Here is a 17,285-nt window from a genome sequence, read left to right as displayed (position 1 = left end):
GTCGCTCTCGCTCTCGCTCTCGCTCTCGCTCTCGCTCTCGCTCTCGCTCTCGCTCTCGCTCTCGCTCTCGCTCTCGCTCTCGCTCTCGCTCTCGCTCTCGCTGGAGAGGCCGGAGAGGCTGGAGAGGGGACCTATGTCATCCGTCGGACTCGGCCGAGGGAATGTAGGCTCCGGGCACGTCCTTGGGCGCGAAGATCTTCTTCTCGCCCGGGTACGGCTGCTTCCAGTTGTGCGTCTGATACCAGGTGAAGTGATTCATCTGCGCGGGGTTGGCGTAGTCGGGCACGGCGTTCGGGCCGGTCAGGCGCTGCTGGGACTTCCAGGTGTCCCACTGCGACGCCAGCGGTTCCATGTCCGCGGGCACCTTCGCGACCGGAACGGCCGCCGCGGCGGGGTCCTGCGGCGCCGGTGTGTCGAGGCCGCAGGCGGGCGCGGTCTTCAGCCCGTCGGTCAGCGAGGTCCGGTTGGCGAGCGCGTCGAACGGCCGGAGGTCCGGCTTCGCGGTGAACGCGCCGGTCATCGGGGTGGCGGCGCTGTCCTTCTGGTTCATCGGGTGGATCCCGAGGATCTGCTCGATGGTGCGGACGACCGTGATCTGCGAGTAGTAGTGGCTGTCGACGGTGGAGCGCTGGGCGTAGGGGCTGATGATCTGGATGGGGGCGCGGTGGCCGTCGACGTGGTCGAGGCCCGCCTGGGAGTCGTCCTCGACGACGAAGATCGCCGAGTCCTTCCAGTACCTGCTGTGCGAGATCTCGTCGACGATCCTGCCGACCGCGAGGTCGTTGTCGGCGACCTGCGCGGCCGCGTTCGCCGGGCCGCCGGTGTGGTCGCTGGAGAGCCAGAACATGTTCAGGTTCGCCGGGCCGTTCTTCTCGAAGTCCTGCTTCCAGATCCCGTAGCGGTAGACGTCCGGGACGCTGGTGTCGAACTTCGGGAAGCCGTGGACCGACACGTCGTTCAGTGACGGGATCGGCGAGGACGAGACCATGGAGTAGGCGGTGTCCTGACCGGTCGCCTCCATGTTCTTGCTGTCGCAGTACAGGTTCTGCCAGCTCGCGTCGGCCGGCTTGGTGAGGAACTGCTGGAACTCACCGAAGTCCCGTACGGACTTGCCGGCCGCCTGGGCGCCGGTCCAGATGAAGCCCGTCCGCTGGTGGCCGAGGGCGTCGTCCTCGGTGTCGTAACTGCGCAGGTACTCGCCGGCCGAGGACTCCGTGTACTCGGGGTTGTCGGCCTGCATCAGCCAGTTGTGGCCCTCGGCGGAGTTCGTGCCGATGTCGTAGGTGTTGTCGTAGAGACCGAACTCCTTGGCCAGCGCGTGCTGGTTGGGGGTCACGTTCTCGCCGAACTGGGTCAGCGACGGGTCGCCGTTGCCCTCGGGGATGTCGCCGAGCACCTGGTCGTAGGTCCGGTTCTCCTTGACGATCATGAAGACGTGCTTGATCGTCGAGGGATCGCCGAGCCGCGCGGGCACCGGCACAGGCTTCGCCTTGCCCTTGCCCTTGGCCACCTCGACCGCGCCCTTGGTCCAGCCGTTCTGCCGGAAGACCTTGGCCGTCTCGGACTTGACGGTCTTGTCGCTGGGCAGCGCGAACCGCGTCAGGCTCGACGTCGTGTCGTGGGTGGCGTGACCGGCGGCGGTGGTGGCGCGGCGGGCGTCGATTCCGCGGGTGTGGGAGACGACCACCTCGTTTCCGACGGTGGCGATCTCCGCCGGGAAGTAGTCCGTCGGGAGCAGGCCGACGTAACTCACCGGCTCCTGCGGGCTCGTGTAGCGGTAGACGGCGACCGCGTTGGCGCGGCCGAGCGTCACCAGCAGGTGCCCGTCGCCGGTGAGGGCCACCGCGTCGGGCTCGTACCCCACCGAAGCCTCGGGCCACGGACGGGTGGCGATGGTCTGCACGACCTTGTCGCTGGAGGTCTTGATGACCGACACGTCGTTGGTGGCGGTGTTGGTGACGAACACCGCGCCGCCCTTCGCGAACAGCGCGGTCGGGTGCAGCCCGACATCGATGCTCCGGACGGCGGCCGTCGGCCTGCCCAGGTCGATGACGCTGACCGTGCCGGTGGTGGTGGCGCCGGTGGCCGGGTCGGCGGGTACCTGGGTGCCGTAGGAGTTGATCGTGGTCTCGCCGGCCTTGGCCGTACGCCCGCCCTCGTTGCTGACGTAGAGCTTGCCGTCGGCCTCGACCAGGTCGCGCGGGGCGTTGCCCACCGCCCAGCTCCGCTCGACGGCCCCGGTCGCCGCGTCGACGGCGACGACCCGGTTCTGCCCGTTGACCGCGGAGTACACGGTGGCACCGTCGGACGAGAACACGGCCTCGCCCACCAGCGCGTGCTTGGCTCCGTCCGCCGCGATCGCGACCGTCGTCGGATTGGCGACGGTCCCGTCGGGGTTCACGTCGAACCGCGTGTAGCCGTCGGTCTGGCCCAGCCACAGCTGCTTGCCGTCGGGCGAGTACGTGGGGCCCTCCTGGCCCACGGCGTTGCTGCCGATGCGCGGTACGGAGGACGCCGCGTTGCCGACGAGCTGCTGGACCTTCCAGCTCTTCAGGTCCACGATCGACAGCGCCGCCCCGCCGTCGGTGACCGAGGCCGCGAGGTGCGTGCCGTCGGGGCTCACCGAGGACGACATGATCTTGCCGTTGTCGAGGACGAGACGGTCGCCGTACGGGGCGATGTACTGGTCGCTGGAGATGACCTGGCCCTGGTGGGTGGTCTGCCCCACCTGCTCGGTGCCGAACTGCCGCGTCGTCGCGAAGGCGGTGCCGGCGGCGGCGACCGCGAGGACGGTGACGCCCGCCGTCAGGGGTATCCGGCCGGCACGTCTGCCGAGCAGGCCGGAACGGCCCTTCTCGACGCGCCTGCGTATGACCTGCATGGAACTATCCCTTCGTCGTTCCGAGCAGTTCGACATTGCCGTCGAACTGCCAGAGGGGGTTCGGGGTGTCTCCGTTCGGGGACCGCACCAGGAAGTAGCCGTTCACTTCCTTGGGCCCGTCGCCGTCGGCCATGTACCGCCCGTCCGGTGTGACGTCGAGCTGGTAGACGGCCGTCCCGGTGGCCTCGACGTCCGGGAGGTGCCAGGAGACGACGCAGCGCCAGTCGTTGCCCGCGCCCCGCGCCCCGTCCCCGACGGTGCCCTTGGTGCAGGCCGCCGTCGCCCTCAACTGCGCCTCGGTGACACCGGGGCGGTGGAGCTGCTCCGTCTGCAGGCGGTACAGGTGGGCGAAGGAGGTGGCGACCGAGCGCTGCACCTTGTCCTGCTCGATCCCGCTCCCGGTGGCCGGGGTCGCCAGGGCGACGCTCCCGACCGTCACCGCGAGCAGTCCGGCGAGCGGCAGGGCACCGGCGGTGAACGCGCGGCGGGACGAGCCCTCGTCCGTCAGGTTGGTGAAGTCGCGCCGCAGGAAGTGCAGGTACGCCAGAGCCGTCGCCACCACCGCCCAGACGAGGCTGACCGCCATCCCGACGAGCAGCGGGCCGAGTTGTGCCGGTTCGGTGAACAGGCCGCTCCAGGCGATGAAGGCGTACCCGGGCAGGGCGAGGCGCACGGCGACGGGAAGCGGCATCATCTGGACGAGCTGCATCGCCAGCGCGACGAGTGCGGGCAGCAGCAGGCCCATCGGGGAACGCCCCAGCGTGACGGAGCCCAGCAGCCCGACCCCGGCGAGAGCCAGCGTCGGCGCGAGGACGCAGGCCCAGGCGAGCAGCACCCTGGCCGCCGCGTCCGCCGGCGTCAGCTGATGGCCGTCGAGACCCGCCAACGGCTGGTTGCCGACGGCCAGGAGCCCGCCCGCCACGCTGGAGACGACCAGCCCGGCCACCAGGATCAGGATGACGGTGAGGCTGGCCAGCGCCTTCGCAGCGAAGATCCGCCGGGGCGACCGGACGGCCACCAGCAAGTGGCGCCAGGTGCCGAGCCGGTCCTCCGAAGCGAACACGTCGCCCGCGACGAGCGAGGTCAGCAGCGGCAGGGCCCAGATGCCCGCGAAGCCGAGCACCACCAGCGGCCCGGCCCACCCGGTGGCGTGCATCCAGCGGCCGAACAGGGTGTCGACGGGCAGCGAGCTCTGCCGGCTCACCGCGGCGACGAAGAGAGCCGGTGCGACCCAGCAGGCGAGGACCACCAGGCGGACGCGCCACTGGGAGAGGAGTTTGACCGCTTCGAAACGGTAGACGCGTCCCACCGAGACGGGACGGGCGCCGGGACCGGCGGCCTCCTGCGGCTCGGCGAGGGGCGTGGTCATCGGCCGGCCTCCGGCGGGTCGGTCGGGAGCGCGGTCGTCGGGCGGCCCCTGCGGGTCGGTGAGGGTCGCGGTCATCGGGCGGCCTCCTGCGGCTCGGTGAGGGCGAGGAACGCCGCTTCGAGCGGCGACACGACGGGGGCGAGTTCCCGCAGGGCGATGCCCGCCCCGACGAGCCGCACCACCAGGTCGTCCAGGGCGGGCACCAGGGCGCGTACCAGGAGCACCTCGGCGCCGGGCCGCCTCGCGGTGTCCTCGACGATCTCGACCCCGGCCGTGTCCGCGGCGACGCGGAGGGCCGCCTCCGGGTCCGACGTGAGCACCCGGTACGAGAGCTCACGGTTCTCGGTGGCCAGCCGCCCCAGGGGACCGGAGAAGACGACCCGGCCTCCCGCGAGGATGGTCACCGCGGAGCAGAGCGCTTCGAGGTCGTCCATGCGGTGGCTCGACAGCACGACGCTGGTCCCGCCCGCCGCGAGCCTGCCGAGGACGCCGTGCACATGTCTCTTCCCGGCCGGGTCCAGGCCGTTGGAGGGCTCGTCGAGTACGAGGAGCCGGGGCCGGGTGAGCAGGGCCGCGGCGAGACCGAGCCGCTGGCGCATACCGAGGGAGAACCCGCGGGTGCGGTCGTCGGCGACATCGGTGAGCCCGACCTGTTCGAGCGCCTCGTCGACCGCGGAGCTCCGTGGACCGCCGCCACGCAGGGTGGTCAGCGCGGTGAGGTTCTGCCGTGCGGTGAGCGAGGGGTAGAGACCCGGACCGTCCACGAACCCGGCGACGCCCTCGGGCGCGGAGAGCGCCCGGCCGACCGGCGTACCCAGGATGTCGAGCCGGCCGCCGTCGGCGACGGCGAGACCCAGCAGAAGGCCGAGCAAGGTCGTCTTGCCGGCTCCGTTCGGTCCGACCAGCCCGTGGATCTGCCCCTGCGGTACCTCCAGATCGACGCCGTCCAGTGCGATGACGTCCCCGAAGCGCTTGGTGATCCCGCGAGCCCTGATTGCGGGGAGAGTGTCCATGAGTCCCTTCCTCGAACGACCTCCGAGGACAGTAGGTTCGGCACCAGGCCCCTTCAGGGGCGCGGAGTTGAACGGTCCGGGAACGGAAGAAGGCAGTCCTCGGCCGCAGCGGTGACTTCCGTCCGTTTGCGGAGAAACCGGCGATACGCCGAACTCGCCGGGACTGGTGCGGGATTGATCACGCGGGTGGGCGAGCCGCCGCTCCGGCCCTCCGGCACCACCCGGCGTGTGCGGACACCGTCCCGGCCGTCGTGCGCTTTGATCGGTGGATCAGAGGCTGTGGGACAGCCGTGAGGCAGGGCGAGGACCGTCGATGGAGCACCCGGCATGACTGAGGAAGAACCCACCACCGCCCACTGGCTGTTCGGTGATCAGCTCGGCCCCCACTTCACCGACCCGGCGCGGGGCGGACCGGAGCGGGGCGTGCCGCTGGTGATGATCGAGGCCCGGAGCGTCTTCCGTCGCAGACGCTTCCACCGCGCCAAGGCCCATCTGATCCTCTCGGCGATGCGCCACCGGGCCGCCGAGCTCGGGGACCGGGTGCGGTACGTCAAGGCGGACACCTACCGCCAGGGCCTGCGCGAGGCCGTCGGGGACGGCCCGGTGACCGTGCACCACCCCACCTCCCACACCGCGCGCGCCTTCGTGGACGCGCTGCCCTCCGTCCGCGTGCTGCCGGCGCGCGGCTTCCTCGTGGCGCACGACGAGTTCAGGAAGTGGGCGGACGGCCGGGGGACGGAACGCCTGCGTCAGGAGGACTTCTACCGGTGGGTCCGCCGGACGCACGAGCTGCTGATGGAGGGCGAGGCGCCGAGCGGCGGCCGGTGGAACCTGGACCACGACAACCGGCAGCCCCCACCGCGCGGTGCGACCGGCCTGGGCGTTCCGGCTCCCTACCGGCCCCGGGAGAGCGACATCGACGCGGAGGTGCGCTCCGACCTCGACCGCTGGGCGCGCGACGGGGACGTCGCGTTCGTCGGCGAGGACGCGCCCCGCAGGTTTCCGGCCACCCGCCGCGAAGCCCTCGCGGCGCTCCGCCGCTTCGTCGAACACCGGCTGGCCACGTTCGGCGCGTACGAGGACGCGATCCTCGCCGGCGACGCGACGATGAGCCACAGTCTGCTCTCCTCGTCGCTCAACCTCGGCCTGCTGGACCCCGCGGAGTGCGTCGAACGGGCCGAGGCGCGGTGGCGGTCGGGCGACGTGCCGCTCAACAGCGCCGAGGGCTTCGTCCGGCAGATCGCCGGATGGCGCGAGTTCGTCTGGCACGTCTACTGGTACTTCGGCCCGGACTACCGGGAGAACAACGCCCTGCACCACCGGAACCGACTGCCCGACTGGTTCACCGAACTGTCCTCGGAGGGCACCGACGCGAACTGCGTCGCCCAGGTCCTGGACCAGGTCAGGGAGACCGGCTGGACCCACCACATTCCGCGTCTGATGATCCTGGGCAGCCTCGCCCTCCAACGCGGCTGGGACCCCCGGGCCGTCACCGACTGGTTCCACCGCGGTTTCGTGGACGGCTACGACTGGGTCATGGTCCCGAACGTGGTGGGGATGTCGCAGTACGCCGACGGGGGCCGCATGACCACCAAGCCGTACACCTCCGGGGGCGCCTACATCGACCGCATGAGCGACCTCTGCGGGACCTGCCGCTACAAGCCCTCCGTACGGGTCGGCGAGGACGCCTGCCCCTTCACCGCCGGGTACTGGAACCTGCTGCACCGCCACCGCGACCGGTTCGAGCACAACGCTCGGATGAGCCGGGCGGTGCGGGGGCTGGACCGGCTCACCGATCTCGACGCGCTGCTGGAGCAGGAGCGCCGTCGCCGCGACTGAGGGGCGTCCCCGGCGGGCGCGCCCCGCTCTCGCGGGGGTCCCGTCGGTCACTCACCGCTCGTCCCTTTCGGCTTCCGGATATTCCCCTGGCACGGGCAGGGATCTTTCTCGCTTCCACGAGCGGCCAATTCTGGCTTGTTCTGCCGCCCCAGGCCGAGGTTACCGAACGGCAGTCGGGGCGGTGATCCATGGCCGAAAGGCGTTCCTTGCGGCCCCGATGGCCTCAAGATAGCCTCCCGTTTCGTTCCGCCCGCCGATGATCAGTCGGGAGTTCGAACTCGGGCGCCCGTGCTCGAAAGGATGCTGTTCCGCCGGCGGAGGAAGGTGTCGTCCGGCCCGCGATCCGTGCCGTTTCGAGTGATCCACAGTGAGAAATCGAAGAGAAATGCACTCAACCTCTGGAGCGAGGGGACGGTACATCTTGCGATCATCTTCCGGGATCGACGAAACGGAATCCGCCGGGGAGGCCCACTCCGAACCCGTGGAATACGGCGAGGCCATCGAGGCGCGGAAGAGCTTCGAGGAGCTCGGCTACCTCGTGCTTCCCGGCTTCCTGCCCCCCGCGCTCGTGGATCGCCTGGTGCCCGAGGTGGACCGGTGGATGGACGAGGGGCTGCGCGCCCGGGCCATCGCCTGCAGCACCGGTACGGCGGCGGGCGCCCACCCGCCCGTGCTGGAACTCGAACTGCCCGCCCACGGCGAACTGCTCGTCCACCCGCCGCTGATGAGCCTGCTGGCCGACGTCATGGGCGGCCCGTTCGTCCACCATCACATGCACAGCCAGCGGCAGGGAGCCGGCGACACCGGCAAGCCGTGGCACCACGACAACGAGCCCAACGACCGTGGCGACAGGTCGCTGGTGATGGTCCACGCCCTGCACTACCTGGGTGGACTGAACGAGGCGATGGGCAGCCTCGCGGTGCTGCCCGGATCGCACCACGAGGACGTGGCCAAGGACTACCGCGCCGGACTCGGCACGGCCGAGCAGCCGGGGGAGGAGGTGATCGACCGCCTGCCGCGCGGATCCACGGTCCTGATCAACTCGGCCGTCTTCCACGCCCGGCGCCCCGCCCCGTCCCCCGTGGCCGGACAGGACCGGTACTTCGTCGACGCCTCCTACTGCCGCACCGGCGCCCGGTGGCGGCCCGTGAAGCCGTACTGGCGGTACATGCTCGCCCGGGCCGAAGAGCTCGGCCTCGGCCGCGGAACGTGGCCCGAGCTTTTCTCCGACCGGCATTTCACCGAATTCCAAGGGGTGGTGGGACGATGACGGCGGAAAGGGGTTCTCTCGTGCGCACTCTGGAATCCGTCACGTTCTCGGAGGTGCTGGACGTGTACGGAAAGGACCATCCCGCCGGCCGGTCGCACGCGTCCAACACCAATGAGGACGGCGAGAGGAATCTGCACCGGGCCCACGCCCTGCTCGGTTCCTGGTACCGGGCCGAACTCGGCCGCGCCGATATTCTCGATGTCGTTCTGCCCTGGCACCTCGGCGAATCGGGACGACGAGAACTCGTACCCCGCACGGGCCTGACGGTCGGCCAGGCCGCCGAGATCGTCCGCGCCGATCCGGATGCGTATGCCAGGGCCAATCCCGTCTGCGCCGCGAAACTCGACCGCTTCGCCCGCACGCCCATGACGCCCGTCTATCTGAGCACCCGGCCTGTGGACCACGTGGACTATTCCGGTCTCCGCATCAGGGAAGGGCTGATCCATCTCGACGGCCTGCACCGCATGCTCGGGTGGGAGGTGGCGGGGAGACTCTCCCACGAGACGCCGGTGCAGGTCTTCCTCGCCGACTTCCCCGGCCGGTCGCGCGACGACGCGACGCCCTCCGGCGCGGGGGAGACCGCATGACGGCCCTCACCACGTCCGGGCTCGCCCGGACCAGGCCCGTCGGATTACCCGCGGACCGCGGGGACGCGCCCCCGGACCGGTCGACCCTGACCGGTCTGCTCGGGCTGGCCGAGCAGACCGGTCCGCACCGCCCCGCCGTCACCGACCACACCCGCGCGATCACCTACGCCCAACTGGGGGCCGCCGCCGGCCGGGTCGCCACCGGGCTACGGCGCGCGGGCATCGGCCCCGGGGACCGCGTGGCGGTCCTGGGCCCGCGCGACGCCCGGCTCTTCGTCCTGCTGTACGGGGTCCTCCGCTCCGGCGCGGCCGTGGTGCCGCTGGACACCGCCTGGAGCCCGACGGACCGGCTGCGCCGCCTGGAAGCCGTACGGGCCACCGGGGTGCTCACCACCTCCGCGCTCTCCGGCGAGGAGATCCGGGCGCTGTGGGCCGGGGGAGTACGGCACACCGCGCACGTCGACCCCGACGTCCTGCTCGCCGCGCCCCGCGACCCCTCGCTCCCCGCCCGGCCCCTTCCCCGGCCGGGGAGCGAGGACCCCGCCTACCTCTCCTTCACCTCCGGCTCGGGCGGTGAACCGAAGGCCGTCGTCGTGACCCACGGCAACGCCGCGCACTACGCGCTGGCCCTGCGCGACCGCCTGGGTCTCACCCGGGCGGACGCCCCGTGCGTCGCCCACCTCACCACCCTGGCCGCCGACCTGGGCCACACCAGCTGGCTGCTGGCCCTCGCCACGGCGGGCCGCACGCACGTCGTCGCCGACGCGCGCGCCAGGGACGCCCGGGCATGCTGGGCCTCCCTGCGCGACGCGGCCTGCACGGTCGTGAAGACGACCCCCTCCCACATGGCCGAACTCTGGCGCGACCGCCCGGACACGAAGACCCCGGGCGGCACCTACCGCCCCCGGACCCTGATCCTCGGCGGAGAACCGCTGCCCCGGTCCCTCGGCGCCTCCCTCCTGCGCGACCCGGGCGTCCACCGGCTCCTCAACCACTACGGGCCGACCGAGACCACGGTCGGCGCCACCTGCTTCCTCGCCGAAGCCGCCGAAGACCTGCCCGCGGACGAGGAGACCGTCCCGATCGGCACCGCGCTCGGCGAGGTGACCCTCGACCTGCTCGACGACGGCGGTTCGCCCGTCCCCGACGGCGAACCCGGACAACTCCACATCGGGGGACGCGGCGTCAGCGCCGGCTACTTCGGCCGCCCCGGACAGACCCGCCGGCGCTTCGTTCCGTACCTCGGTGCCCGTACCTACCGCACCGGCGACCTCTGCCGGCGGCGCCCCGACGGGCACCTCGTCTTCCTCGGCCGCTCCGACCGGCAGACCAAGATCAGGGGCTACCGGGTCGACCCCACCGAGATCGAGACCCTGGCCCAGCAGGTCCCCGGCGTCGACCGCTGCGCCGTCGTCGTACGGGCCACCGCCACCGGGAACCGGCTGCTCGCCGCCGTACGGCCCACCGACGAGCCCAGCCCCGGTGACCCGGTCGACACGGACGGGGACCGGTTGCTCGACGCCGTACGGCAGCACCTGGGCGACCGGCTGCCCGCCTACTCGATACCCCAGCCGCTCGTCGTGCTCCGGGACTTCCCCCTCGGCCCCAACGGGAAGCTGGACGCCACGGGACTGGAAGCGGCCCTCGACGCGGTACTCGCCGCGCGCGCCGGCCACCCGTCGGTGACCGGTGCCGAAGTGTCTCCCCTGGCCCGGGAGATAGCGGACCTGTGGGCCACGGCCCTCGGCCTGCCCGCCGTGGACCCGGACGCCGACGTCCTGGAGCTGGGCGGCGACTCCATCCTGGCCATGCGCACCGTCTCCCAACTCCGCCGCCACGGGCACCCCGTCGACTACGCGGACTTCTACCACCACCCCACCCCGCGCCGGCTGGCCTCCTCCGTACGCGCCTCCGTACGCGCCTCCGTACGCGCCACGGATCCGGCGGACACCGCCGAGGCCGACGGGGCAGCCACCGTCCCCCCGGCCGGACGCGGCGCGCTCGCACCGGCCCAGCGCTGGTTCTTCGACCAGGACGTCGACCTTCCCCACCACTGGAACCAGTCGGTGCTGCTCCGCTGCGCGACCCGCGTCGACCCGGCCGCCCTGGCCGCCGCCGCGACGGCGGTCGTGGCACGCCACCCGGCGCTGCGCCGCCCCGTCGGCCCCCAGGGGCCGGGCGCCGCCCGCCCGGCGGGCGACCTCGACCCGGTCAGCCACTCCCGCATCCGGCGGCCCGAGGACGCCGCCGAGGAGATCGACGCGCTCGGCGGCGAACTGCAACGCGGCCTGGACCCGGAGGCGGGCAGCCTCATCCGCTTCCACCTCTTCTCCGGCGCCCCCGGGACCGAGGACCGCCTCGCGCTGATCGCCCACCACCTGGTGGTCGACGGGCTGTCCTGGCGCGTCATCCTCGACGACCTGGCCCACGCCTACCGCGCCGCGCTGTCCGGCGGCCCCGTGGACCTGCCGCCCGCGGCCGACTTCTACGCCTGGGCGGCGAGCACGCCCGGACCCACCGGCCGCCCCCGCACACCCCGGCCCGCGTCCCGGGCCGGACGGCGGACGGCCCCGGGCACGGTCAGCTGGTCCCTGGACGCGGCGGCCACCGCCCGGCTCGTCCAACGGTACGGAGGCTCACGGAAGTTGGAGGCGTTGCTGCTCACCGCTTTCGCGGACGGCGCCGCCCGTGACGAGGGCCGCGACGGGCCCCTCACCGTAGAGGTGGAGACGCACGGCCGGGACACCACCGGCGAACACCTCGACACCGTCGGGTGGTTCACCGCCGTCACCCGGGTCCGGACCGACACACCGGCACCCACGGCCGCCACGGACACCGGTTCGCCCGCTGCGGCACGCATCGCCGAGGTGGAACGCCGGCTCCGGGACGCTCCCCGGCTGCCCATGGACAGCGAAGGCCCGCGCCCCGACGTCGCGTTCAACTTCCTGGGCACCTTCCGCCTGCCCGCCGGACCGGACCTCGGATGGTCCGCCGCCGATGAACGGCCCGGTCCGGCACGGTGCCCCGACGGCGATCCGCTCTACCGGATGCGGCTGACCGCCCGCATCGTCGAGGGCCGGCTGGTGACCGACCTCGTCCACGCCAGGCCGGACATGACCGACCCCGAAGCGGACGCGCTCATGGCCCGGTTCGCCCGCACGGTGACCGACGCCGCCACCCCCGTCGCACCCGCCTCCGCCCCCGTCACCCCACCCGCCCCCGTGCGGCTCGGCCACTCCGCCTCCGGCCAGCTCCTGCGCACCGGCACGCTCCCCGGACCCGCCCGGACCGCGTCCTGCAGGGTGCTGAGCGAGCCGGCCCGCGTGCTGCTGACCGGGGCGACCGGCTACGTCGGCGGGCACCTCCTCGACGCACTCCTGGAGCGCGGCGCACAGGTCACCTGCCTGGTACGCGGTGAGCGCGACACCGACGCGGCGGGCCGCCTGGGCAGCCCCTCACCCGGGGTGCATGTGGTCGCCGGGGACATCGGCCGGGAAGGGCTGGGCCTCTCCGAGGAGGGACGCGCCCTCGCCCGCGAGGCACAGGTCGTCGTCCACGCCGCCGCCGACGTACGCCTGGTGGCCCCGCCCGAGGAACTGGAGCGCACCAACAACGACGGCGTACGGCGGCTGCTGGCCTGGATCGACTCCGAGACACTCGGCCCGGTCCGCTTCCACCACCTCTCGACCCTCGCCGTGTCCGGCGGCATCGACCCGGCGGCCCCCACCCGCCGGTTCGCGGAGGCCGACCTGCGGATCGGCCAGCACTTCCGCACCCCGTACGAGCGGTCCAAGTACCTCGCCGAGGAGACGGTCCGCGCCTGGGCGGCCACCGGACGCCGCTGCCACATCCACCGGAGCGGGCACGTCGCCGCGCACAGCCGCTCCGGCGCGTTCCACCCGGGCATCGCCACCAACCGCGTCTACCAGACCCTGCGCGGCTACCTCCTGGCCGGCGCGGCTCCCCGGTCGGCGGGCGCCACGTTCGCGTTCTCGTACGTGGACACCGTCGCCGCAGGGATCGCGGCCCTCGCGCTGTATCCGCACACCGCGCCCGGCGTCCACCACGTGGAGACCCCGCACCACGTTCCCCACGACGAACTGGTGGGCTGGATGCGGCGGTACGGCCACCGGATCGAACTGTGCGACACCCCGACGTTCGAAGCCGCGCTGGACCGGGCCGAGGGCGGGCATCCGGAGGCGGTCCGGCTGGCCGCCTCCTGGAACCGGCTGGAGGACCGCAACGTCCGCACCGACTCCACGCGCACCCTCGCCGCACTGGACCGGCTGGGGGTCCGGTTCGCCCCGCCGTCCTATCCGTGGTGGGCCTCCGCCCTGGCCTGGGCCACCGGGACGGGCTTCCTGCCCCCGCCGCCCTCCGGCCCCTGACACCCTGCCGCCTCCGGCCCCCGTCGTCCTCCGGCCACCGACCACCGGTGCACGCCCGCCACGGCCCGCCCCTCAAGGACCGCGCCACCACCACTCGCCCCACCACCACCCCCGAATCCACGAGGTGAACCATGTCCCGGCTGTCGCCCGTACTGAAGCAGGCCACCCCCGTCACCGCCGTCCGAGGAGAAGGGCTGTACCTCTTCGACGCGGAGGGCCGCCGCCATCTCGACTTCACCGCGGGCGTCGGCGTCACCAGCACCGGCCACTGCCACCCCCGCGTCGTCGAGGCCGTCCGCGAACAGGCCGGACGCCTCATCCACGGCCAGTACACGACCGTCCTGCACGAACCACTGCTGACCCTCACCGAACGCCTGGGCGAGGTCCTGCCCGAGGGGCTGGACAGCCTCTTCTACGTCAACTCCGGCAGCGAGGCCGTCGAAGCGGCGCTGCGCCTCGCACGCCAGGCCACCGGCCGCCCCAACGCGGTCGTCTTCGACGGGGGTTTCCACGGCCGGACCATGGGCGCCGCCGCGCTGACCACGGCCGGCACCCGCTTCCGCGCCTGCTCCGGGCCGCTGATCCCGGGTGTCGCGGTCGCGCCCTTCCCGCACGCCTTCGAACTCGGCATGGACGAGCCGGCCGCGGTGGCGTACGCCCTGCGCGGTCTCGACCGGGTGCTGGCCACGACCAGCGCCCCCGAGGAGACCGCCGCGTTCGTCGTGGAACCGGTGCTGGGCGAGGGCGGTTACGTCCCCGCGCCCGACGGGTTCCTGGCCGGGCTGCGCGAACGCGCCGACCGGCACGGCATCCTCCTCGTCCTCGACGAGGTGCAGAGCGGATTCGGCCGGACCGGCCGGTTCTGGGCGCACGAGTACGAGACCGGGGCCGCGACCCCCGACATCCTGGTGACGGCCAAGGGCCTGGCCAGCGGCTTCCCCCTCTCGGCGATCGCCGCACGGGCCGAGCTGATGGGCCGCGCCCGCCCCGGCTCACAGGGCGGCACCTACGGCGGCAACGCCGTGGCCTGCGCCGCCGCCCTGGCGACCCTCGACGTGATCCGCGACGAGGGGCTGGTCGCCAACGCGGCCGAGCAGGGCCTCAGGCTCGCCGACGGGCTGCGCGAGGTCGCGGCCGAGAACCCCGCCGTCGCCGACGTCCGGGGGCGCGGGCTGATGCTGGGCAGCGAGTTCCGCCGTCCCGACGGCTCCCCCGACCCGGACACCGCACGCCTCGCCCAGCAGACCGCCGCCGAACTCGGCCTGTTGCTGCTGACCTGCGGGGTCTGGGGCAACACGGTCCGCATGATCCCCGCCCTCACCGTCACCGCCGACCAGATCGACGAGGCCCTCACCCTCTGGTCGAAGGCCGTCGCCACCGCCGGGAGGGACTGAGCCGGTCCGTACGGTACGCGGGAACGACCGGTTCGTTACGCCGTACAGCAACGAGAAGGGACCCCGATGGACACCACCTCGCGCGACAGCACGCCGACGCCCCCGCTCCCGTCCTCGCTCTCCTGGGACACCGACCGCCTCCGGGCCGGACGCGACCTGTGGTGCCTCACCACGAGCGACCAGGACCGCGACCGCCTCTGGACGGCCGCCGGCCGGCCGGGCGAAGAACCCGATCCGGTCTGGGCGAGCCTGCGCTCCCGGGTGCGGACCGGCCTCGACGCCTTCGGCTTCGCCCACGTACGCCGGTTCTTCCCCGCCGAACCCGCCGCGGACCTCCTCCAGGAGAAGGAGGTCACCGAGCGGGCCTCGCGTCTCGTCCGCGACTTCGGTGCGATCGTGCCGCAGAACGGCGACGGCGACCTCACCCAGGTGCTCCGGCGCCGTCCGGGGGACCCGGACGAGATCGGCTTCCACTGCGACACCTGCGACTACCTCGTGCTGCTCTGCCTGCGTCCCGCCGCCGAGGGAGGCGCCACCCGCGTCGCGGGCGCCCAGCACATCCACGACGTGCTCGCCGACGAACGTCCCGACGTGCTCGCCCTCCTCGGCGAGAAGTGGTACTTCGACCGGGCCGGCCGCGCGGGCAACCCCCTCATCCACACCCCGATCCTCGCCATCGCACCGGACGGACCGGTCACCTGCTACTACCAGTCCCGTACGGTCAGGGCGTCCGCCGGGCACGGCGGACGGCCCCCGCTCGACGCCGCCCGCGTCGAGGCGCTGGACGTCCTCGACGAGGTCCTCAACCGCCCGGAGACGGCACACCCCGTCATGCTGGCCTCGGGAGACCTGCTGATCATCCGCAACAGCCGCGTCATGCACGGCCGTTCGCCGTTCACCGACGCCCCCGAGCCGCTGCACCGGCGGGTCCTCCGGCTGTGGCTGGACGAGGAGGCGGCGTGAGTGGCGTCGCCGTCGTCACCGGCGCCGGAAGCGGGCTCGGCCGTGCCGCCGCCCTGGCGCTGCTCGGTGCCGGCTGGACCGTCGTCCTGGCCGGCCGGCGCCCCGACGCCCTCGACGGAACCGCCGCGCTGTCACCGGCCGGACCCGGCCGCACCCTCGCCGTGCCCACCGACATCACCCGCCCCGACGAGGTGGCGGCCCTGTTCCGCGCCACGACCGACCGGTACGGAAGGGTGGACCTCCTCTTCAACAACGCCGGTGCCCCCGCGCCCCGCGTCCCCGTGACCGAGGTGGCGTTCGACGACTGGAACCGGGTCCTCGGCACGATCGTCACCGGCACGTTCCTCTGTTCGCGGGAGGCCTTCCGCGTCATGTCCGAGCAGGATCCGAAGGGCGGCCGGATCATCAACAACGGCGCCCCGTCCGCGCACGCGCCCCGCCCCCACTCCGTCGCCTACACCGCCGCCAAGCACGCGGTTCTCGGGCTGACCCGCGCGCTCTCCCTCGACGGCCGCGCCCACGGCATCGCCTGCGGGCAGATCGACGTCGGCAACGTGGCCCCCACCGACGGCGCCCCGCAGCCGGCGGCACGCCAGGCGGACGGCAGCACGGCCGTGGAGGCGACCCTGCCCGTCTCCCACTTCACCGACGCGCTGCTGCTGATGGCCTCCCTGCCCGTCACCACCAACGTGCAGTCCCTCACCGTGCTGCCCACCACGATGCCCTTCGTCGGGCGCGGCTGATCCGCGACCGCCCCCACCTCTCGTACCCCAGCCCCGCTCCACCGACCGGAAGAGGCGAACATGCTCGGCGAGACCGCCCGTACCTGGCTGCGACGATGGGACGAACAACAGGAGCGCTACAGCCCGGACCGGGAGGAGCGCTTCCAGGTCGTCATCGACATCGTCTCCCACTCCCTCGAACGCGCCGGCACCCTCTCCCGGCCCCGCCTGGTGGACCTGGGCTGCGGCACCGGCTCCCTCGCCGTCCGCCTGGCGGGCGCCTTCCCCGACGCCGACACGGTCGGAGTCGACGGTGACCCACTCCTCCTCGGCCTCGGCGAGGAAGCCGTCTCCGGTACGCCGGTACGACTCCTGGAGCGCGACCTCACCGTGCCCGGCTGGGCCGACGAGATCGGCCCGGCCGGTTCCTGGCAGGCGGCCGTGTCCTCCACCGCCCTCCACTGGCTCGCCCCGGACGAACTCGTCACGCTCTACCGTTCCCTGGCCGAACGACTGCGCCCCGGAGGGGTCTTCGTCGACGCGGACATCCGTCCCCCCGCCGCCGACCCCTACATGTTCGAACTCGGCCGCCACATCCGCGCCCGTCGCGGGCAGCGCACCGGCCGTCGGGGCAGCGAGGAGTGGGCCGACTGGTGGAAGATCTTCCTGTCCGCCCCCGAACTCGCCCCCCTCGCCGAGGCCCGGGCCCGTTCCCCGATCGCCCGCCGCACCTTCAACGAACCCCACGGCCTGACGGCCGCCGACCACGTCGGCCTCCTGCGCGACGCCGGGTTCTCCACCGCGGCCACCGTCTGGCAGTGCGGCGACGACAGCGTCCTGGTCGCGGTCCGCTGACCGC

Annotated in this window: 11 protein-coding genes; 8 read left to right on the top strand and 3 right to left on the bottom strand. The window is 72.9% G+C overall.

The window, feature by feature from the left end:
- Nucleotides 1–136: 136 nt before the first annotated feature.
- The 3 genes from ACWCWD_RS16880 to ACWCWD_RS16870 form a co-directional block, all read right to left on the bottom strand.
- A complete protein-coding gene (locus ACWCWD_RS16880; RefSeq protein ID WP_450773573.1) occupies nt 137–2,881 on the bottom strand; it encodes an alkaline phosphatase family protein in 2,745 nt (914 codons plus the stop codon).
- Between the two features lie 4 nt (nt 2,882–2,885).
- Complete coding sequence (locus ACWCWD_RS16875) at nt 2,886–4,250, bottom strand: ABC transporter permease (RefSeq protein WP_450773630.1); 1,365 nt, start codon at nt 4,248–4,250, stop codon at nt 2,886–2,888.
- Between the two features lie 71 nt (nt 4,251–4,321).
- On the bottom strand, nt 4,322–5,263 hold the full coding sequence (locus ACWCWD_RS16870; RefSeq protein WP_450773572.1) for an ABC transporter ATP-binding protein: 942 nt from the start codon (nt 5,261–5,263) through the stop codon (nt 4,322–4,324).
- Between the two features lie 327 nt (nt 5,264–5,590).
- On the opposite strand from ACWCWD_RS16870, the gene ACWCWD_RS16865 reads away from it, so the two are divergent.
- From ACWCWD_RS16865 to ACWCWD_RS16830, 8 genes are all read left to right on the top strand, one after another.
- A complete protein-coding gene (locus ACWCWD_RS16865; protein WP_450773571.1) occupies nt 5,591–7,102 on the top strand; it encodes a cryptochrome/photolyase family protein in 1,512 nt (503 codons plus the stop codon).
- A gap of 421 nt (nt 7,103–7,523) precedes the next feature.
- On the top strand, nt 7,524–8,372 hold the full coding sequence (locus ACWCWD_RS16860) for a phytanoyl-CoA dioxygenase family protein (protein ID WP_450773570.1): 849 nt from the start codon (nt 7,524–7,526) through the stop codon (nt 8,370–8,372).
- Between the two features lie 20 nt (nt 8,373–8,392).
- On the top strand, nt 8,393–8,959 hold the full coding sequence (locus ACWCWD_RS16855; protein WP_450773569.1) for a DUF6309 family protein: 567 nt from the start codon (nt 8,393–8,395) through the stop codon (nt 8,957–8,959).
- Nucleotides 8,956–13,347, top strand: a complete 4,392-nt coding sequence (locus tag ACWCWD_RS16850; protein WP_450773568.1) for an AMP-binding protein — start codon at nt 8,956–8,958, stop codon at nt 13,345–13,347. The genes ACWCWD_RS16855 and ACWCWD_RS16850 overlap by 4 nt, the downstream gene beginning before the upstream one ends.
- Nucleotides 13,348–13,478: 131 nt before the next feature.
- Nucleotides 13,479–14,741, top strand: a complete 1,263-nt coding sequence (locus tag ACWCWD_RS16845) for an aspartate aminotransferase family protein (RefSeq protein WP_450773567.1) — start codon at nt 13,479–13,481, stop codon at nt 14,739–14,741.
- A gap of 66 nt (nt 14,742–14,807) precedes the next feature.
- The gene (locus tag ACWCWD_RS16840; RefSeq protein ID WP_450773566.1) at nt 14,808–15,704 is read left to right on the top strand and encodes a TauD/TfdA family dioxygenase; all 897 of its coding nucleotides are present in this window, start codon (nt 14,808–14,810) and stop codon (nt 15,702–15,704) included.
- Nucleotides 15,701–16,447 carry an SDR family oxidoreductase gene (locus ACWCWD_RS16835; RefSeq protein ID WP_450773565.1) on the top strand — a complete coding sequence of 249 codons (747 nt, stop codon included), beginning with the start codon at nt 15,701–15,703 and terminating at the stop codon, nt 16,445–16,447. The genes ACWCWD_RS16840 and ACWCWD_RS16835 overlap by 4 nt, the downstream gene beginning before the upstream one ends.
- A gap of 60 nt (nt 16,448–16,507) precedes the next feature.
- Nucleotides 16,508–17,281, top strand: coding sequence for a class I SAM-dependent methyltransferase (locus tag ACWCWD_RS16830; protein ID WP_450773564.1), 774 nt, complete (start codon nt 16,508–16,510; stop codon nt 17,279–17,281).
- Nucleotides 17,282–17,285: the final 4 nt, after the last annotated feature.

The organism is Streptomyces sp. NPDC001493, assembly GCF_053597235.1.
The sequence above is the reverse complement of the archived record's forward strand: the minus strand, read 5'-3'. Positions and strand labels throughout refer to the sequence as shown.

Excerpts from the sequence above, each read along its gene's own strand:
- ACWCWD_RS16850 (WP_450773568.1), top strand. The coding sequence starts at position 8,956 with ATGACGGCCCTCACCACGTCCGGGCTCGCCCGGACCAGGCCCGTCGGA.
- ACWCWD_RS16845 (WP_450773567.1), top strand. The coding sequence starts at position 13,479 with ATGTCCCGGCTGTCGCCCGTACTGAAGCAGGCCACCCCCGTCACCGCC.
- ACWCWD_RS16880 (WP_450773573.1), bottom strand. The coding sequence starts at position 2,881 with ATGCAGGTCATACGCAGGCGCGTCGAGAAGGGCCGTTCCGGCCTGCTC.
- ACWCWD_RS16865 (WP_450773571.1), top strand. The coding sequence starts at position 5,591 with ATGACTGAGGAAGAACCCACCACCGCCCACTGGCTGTTCGGTGATCAG.
- ACWCWD_RS16830 (WP_450773564.1), top strand. The coding sequence starts at position 16,508 with ATGCTCGGCGAGACCGCCCGTACCTGGCTGCGACGATGGGACGAACAA.
- ACWCWD_RS16840 (WP_450773566.1), top strand. The coding sequence starts at position 14,808 with ATGGACACCACCTCGCGCGACAGCACGCCGACGCCCCCGCTCCCGTCC.
- ACWCWD_RS16875 (WP_450773630.1), bottom strand. The coding sequence starts at position 4,250 with ATGACCACGCCCCTCGCCGAGCCGCAGGAGGCCGCCGGTCCCGGCGCC.
- ACWCWD_RS16870 (WP_450773572.1), bottom strand. The coding sequence starts at position 5,263 with ATGGACACTCTCCCCGCAATCAGGGCTCGCGGGATCACCAAGCGCTTC.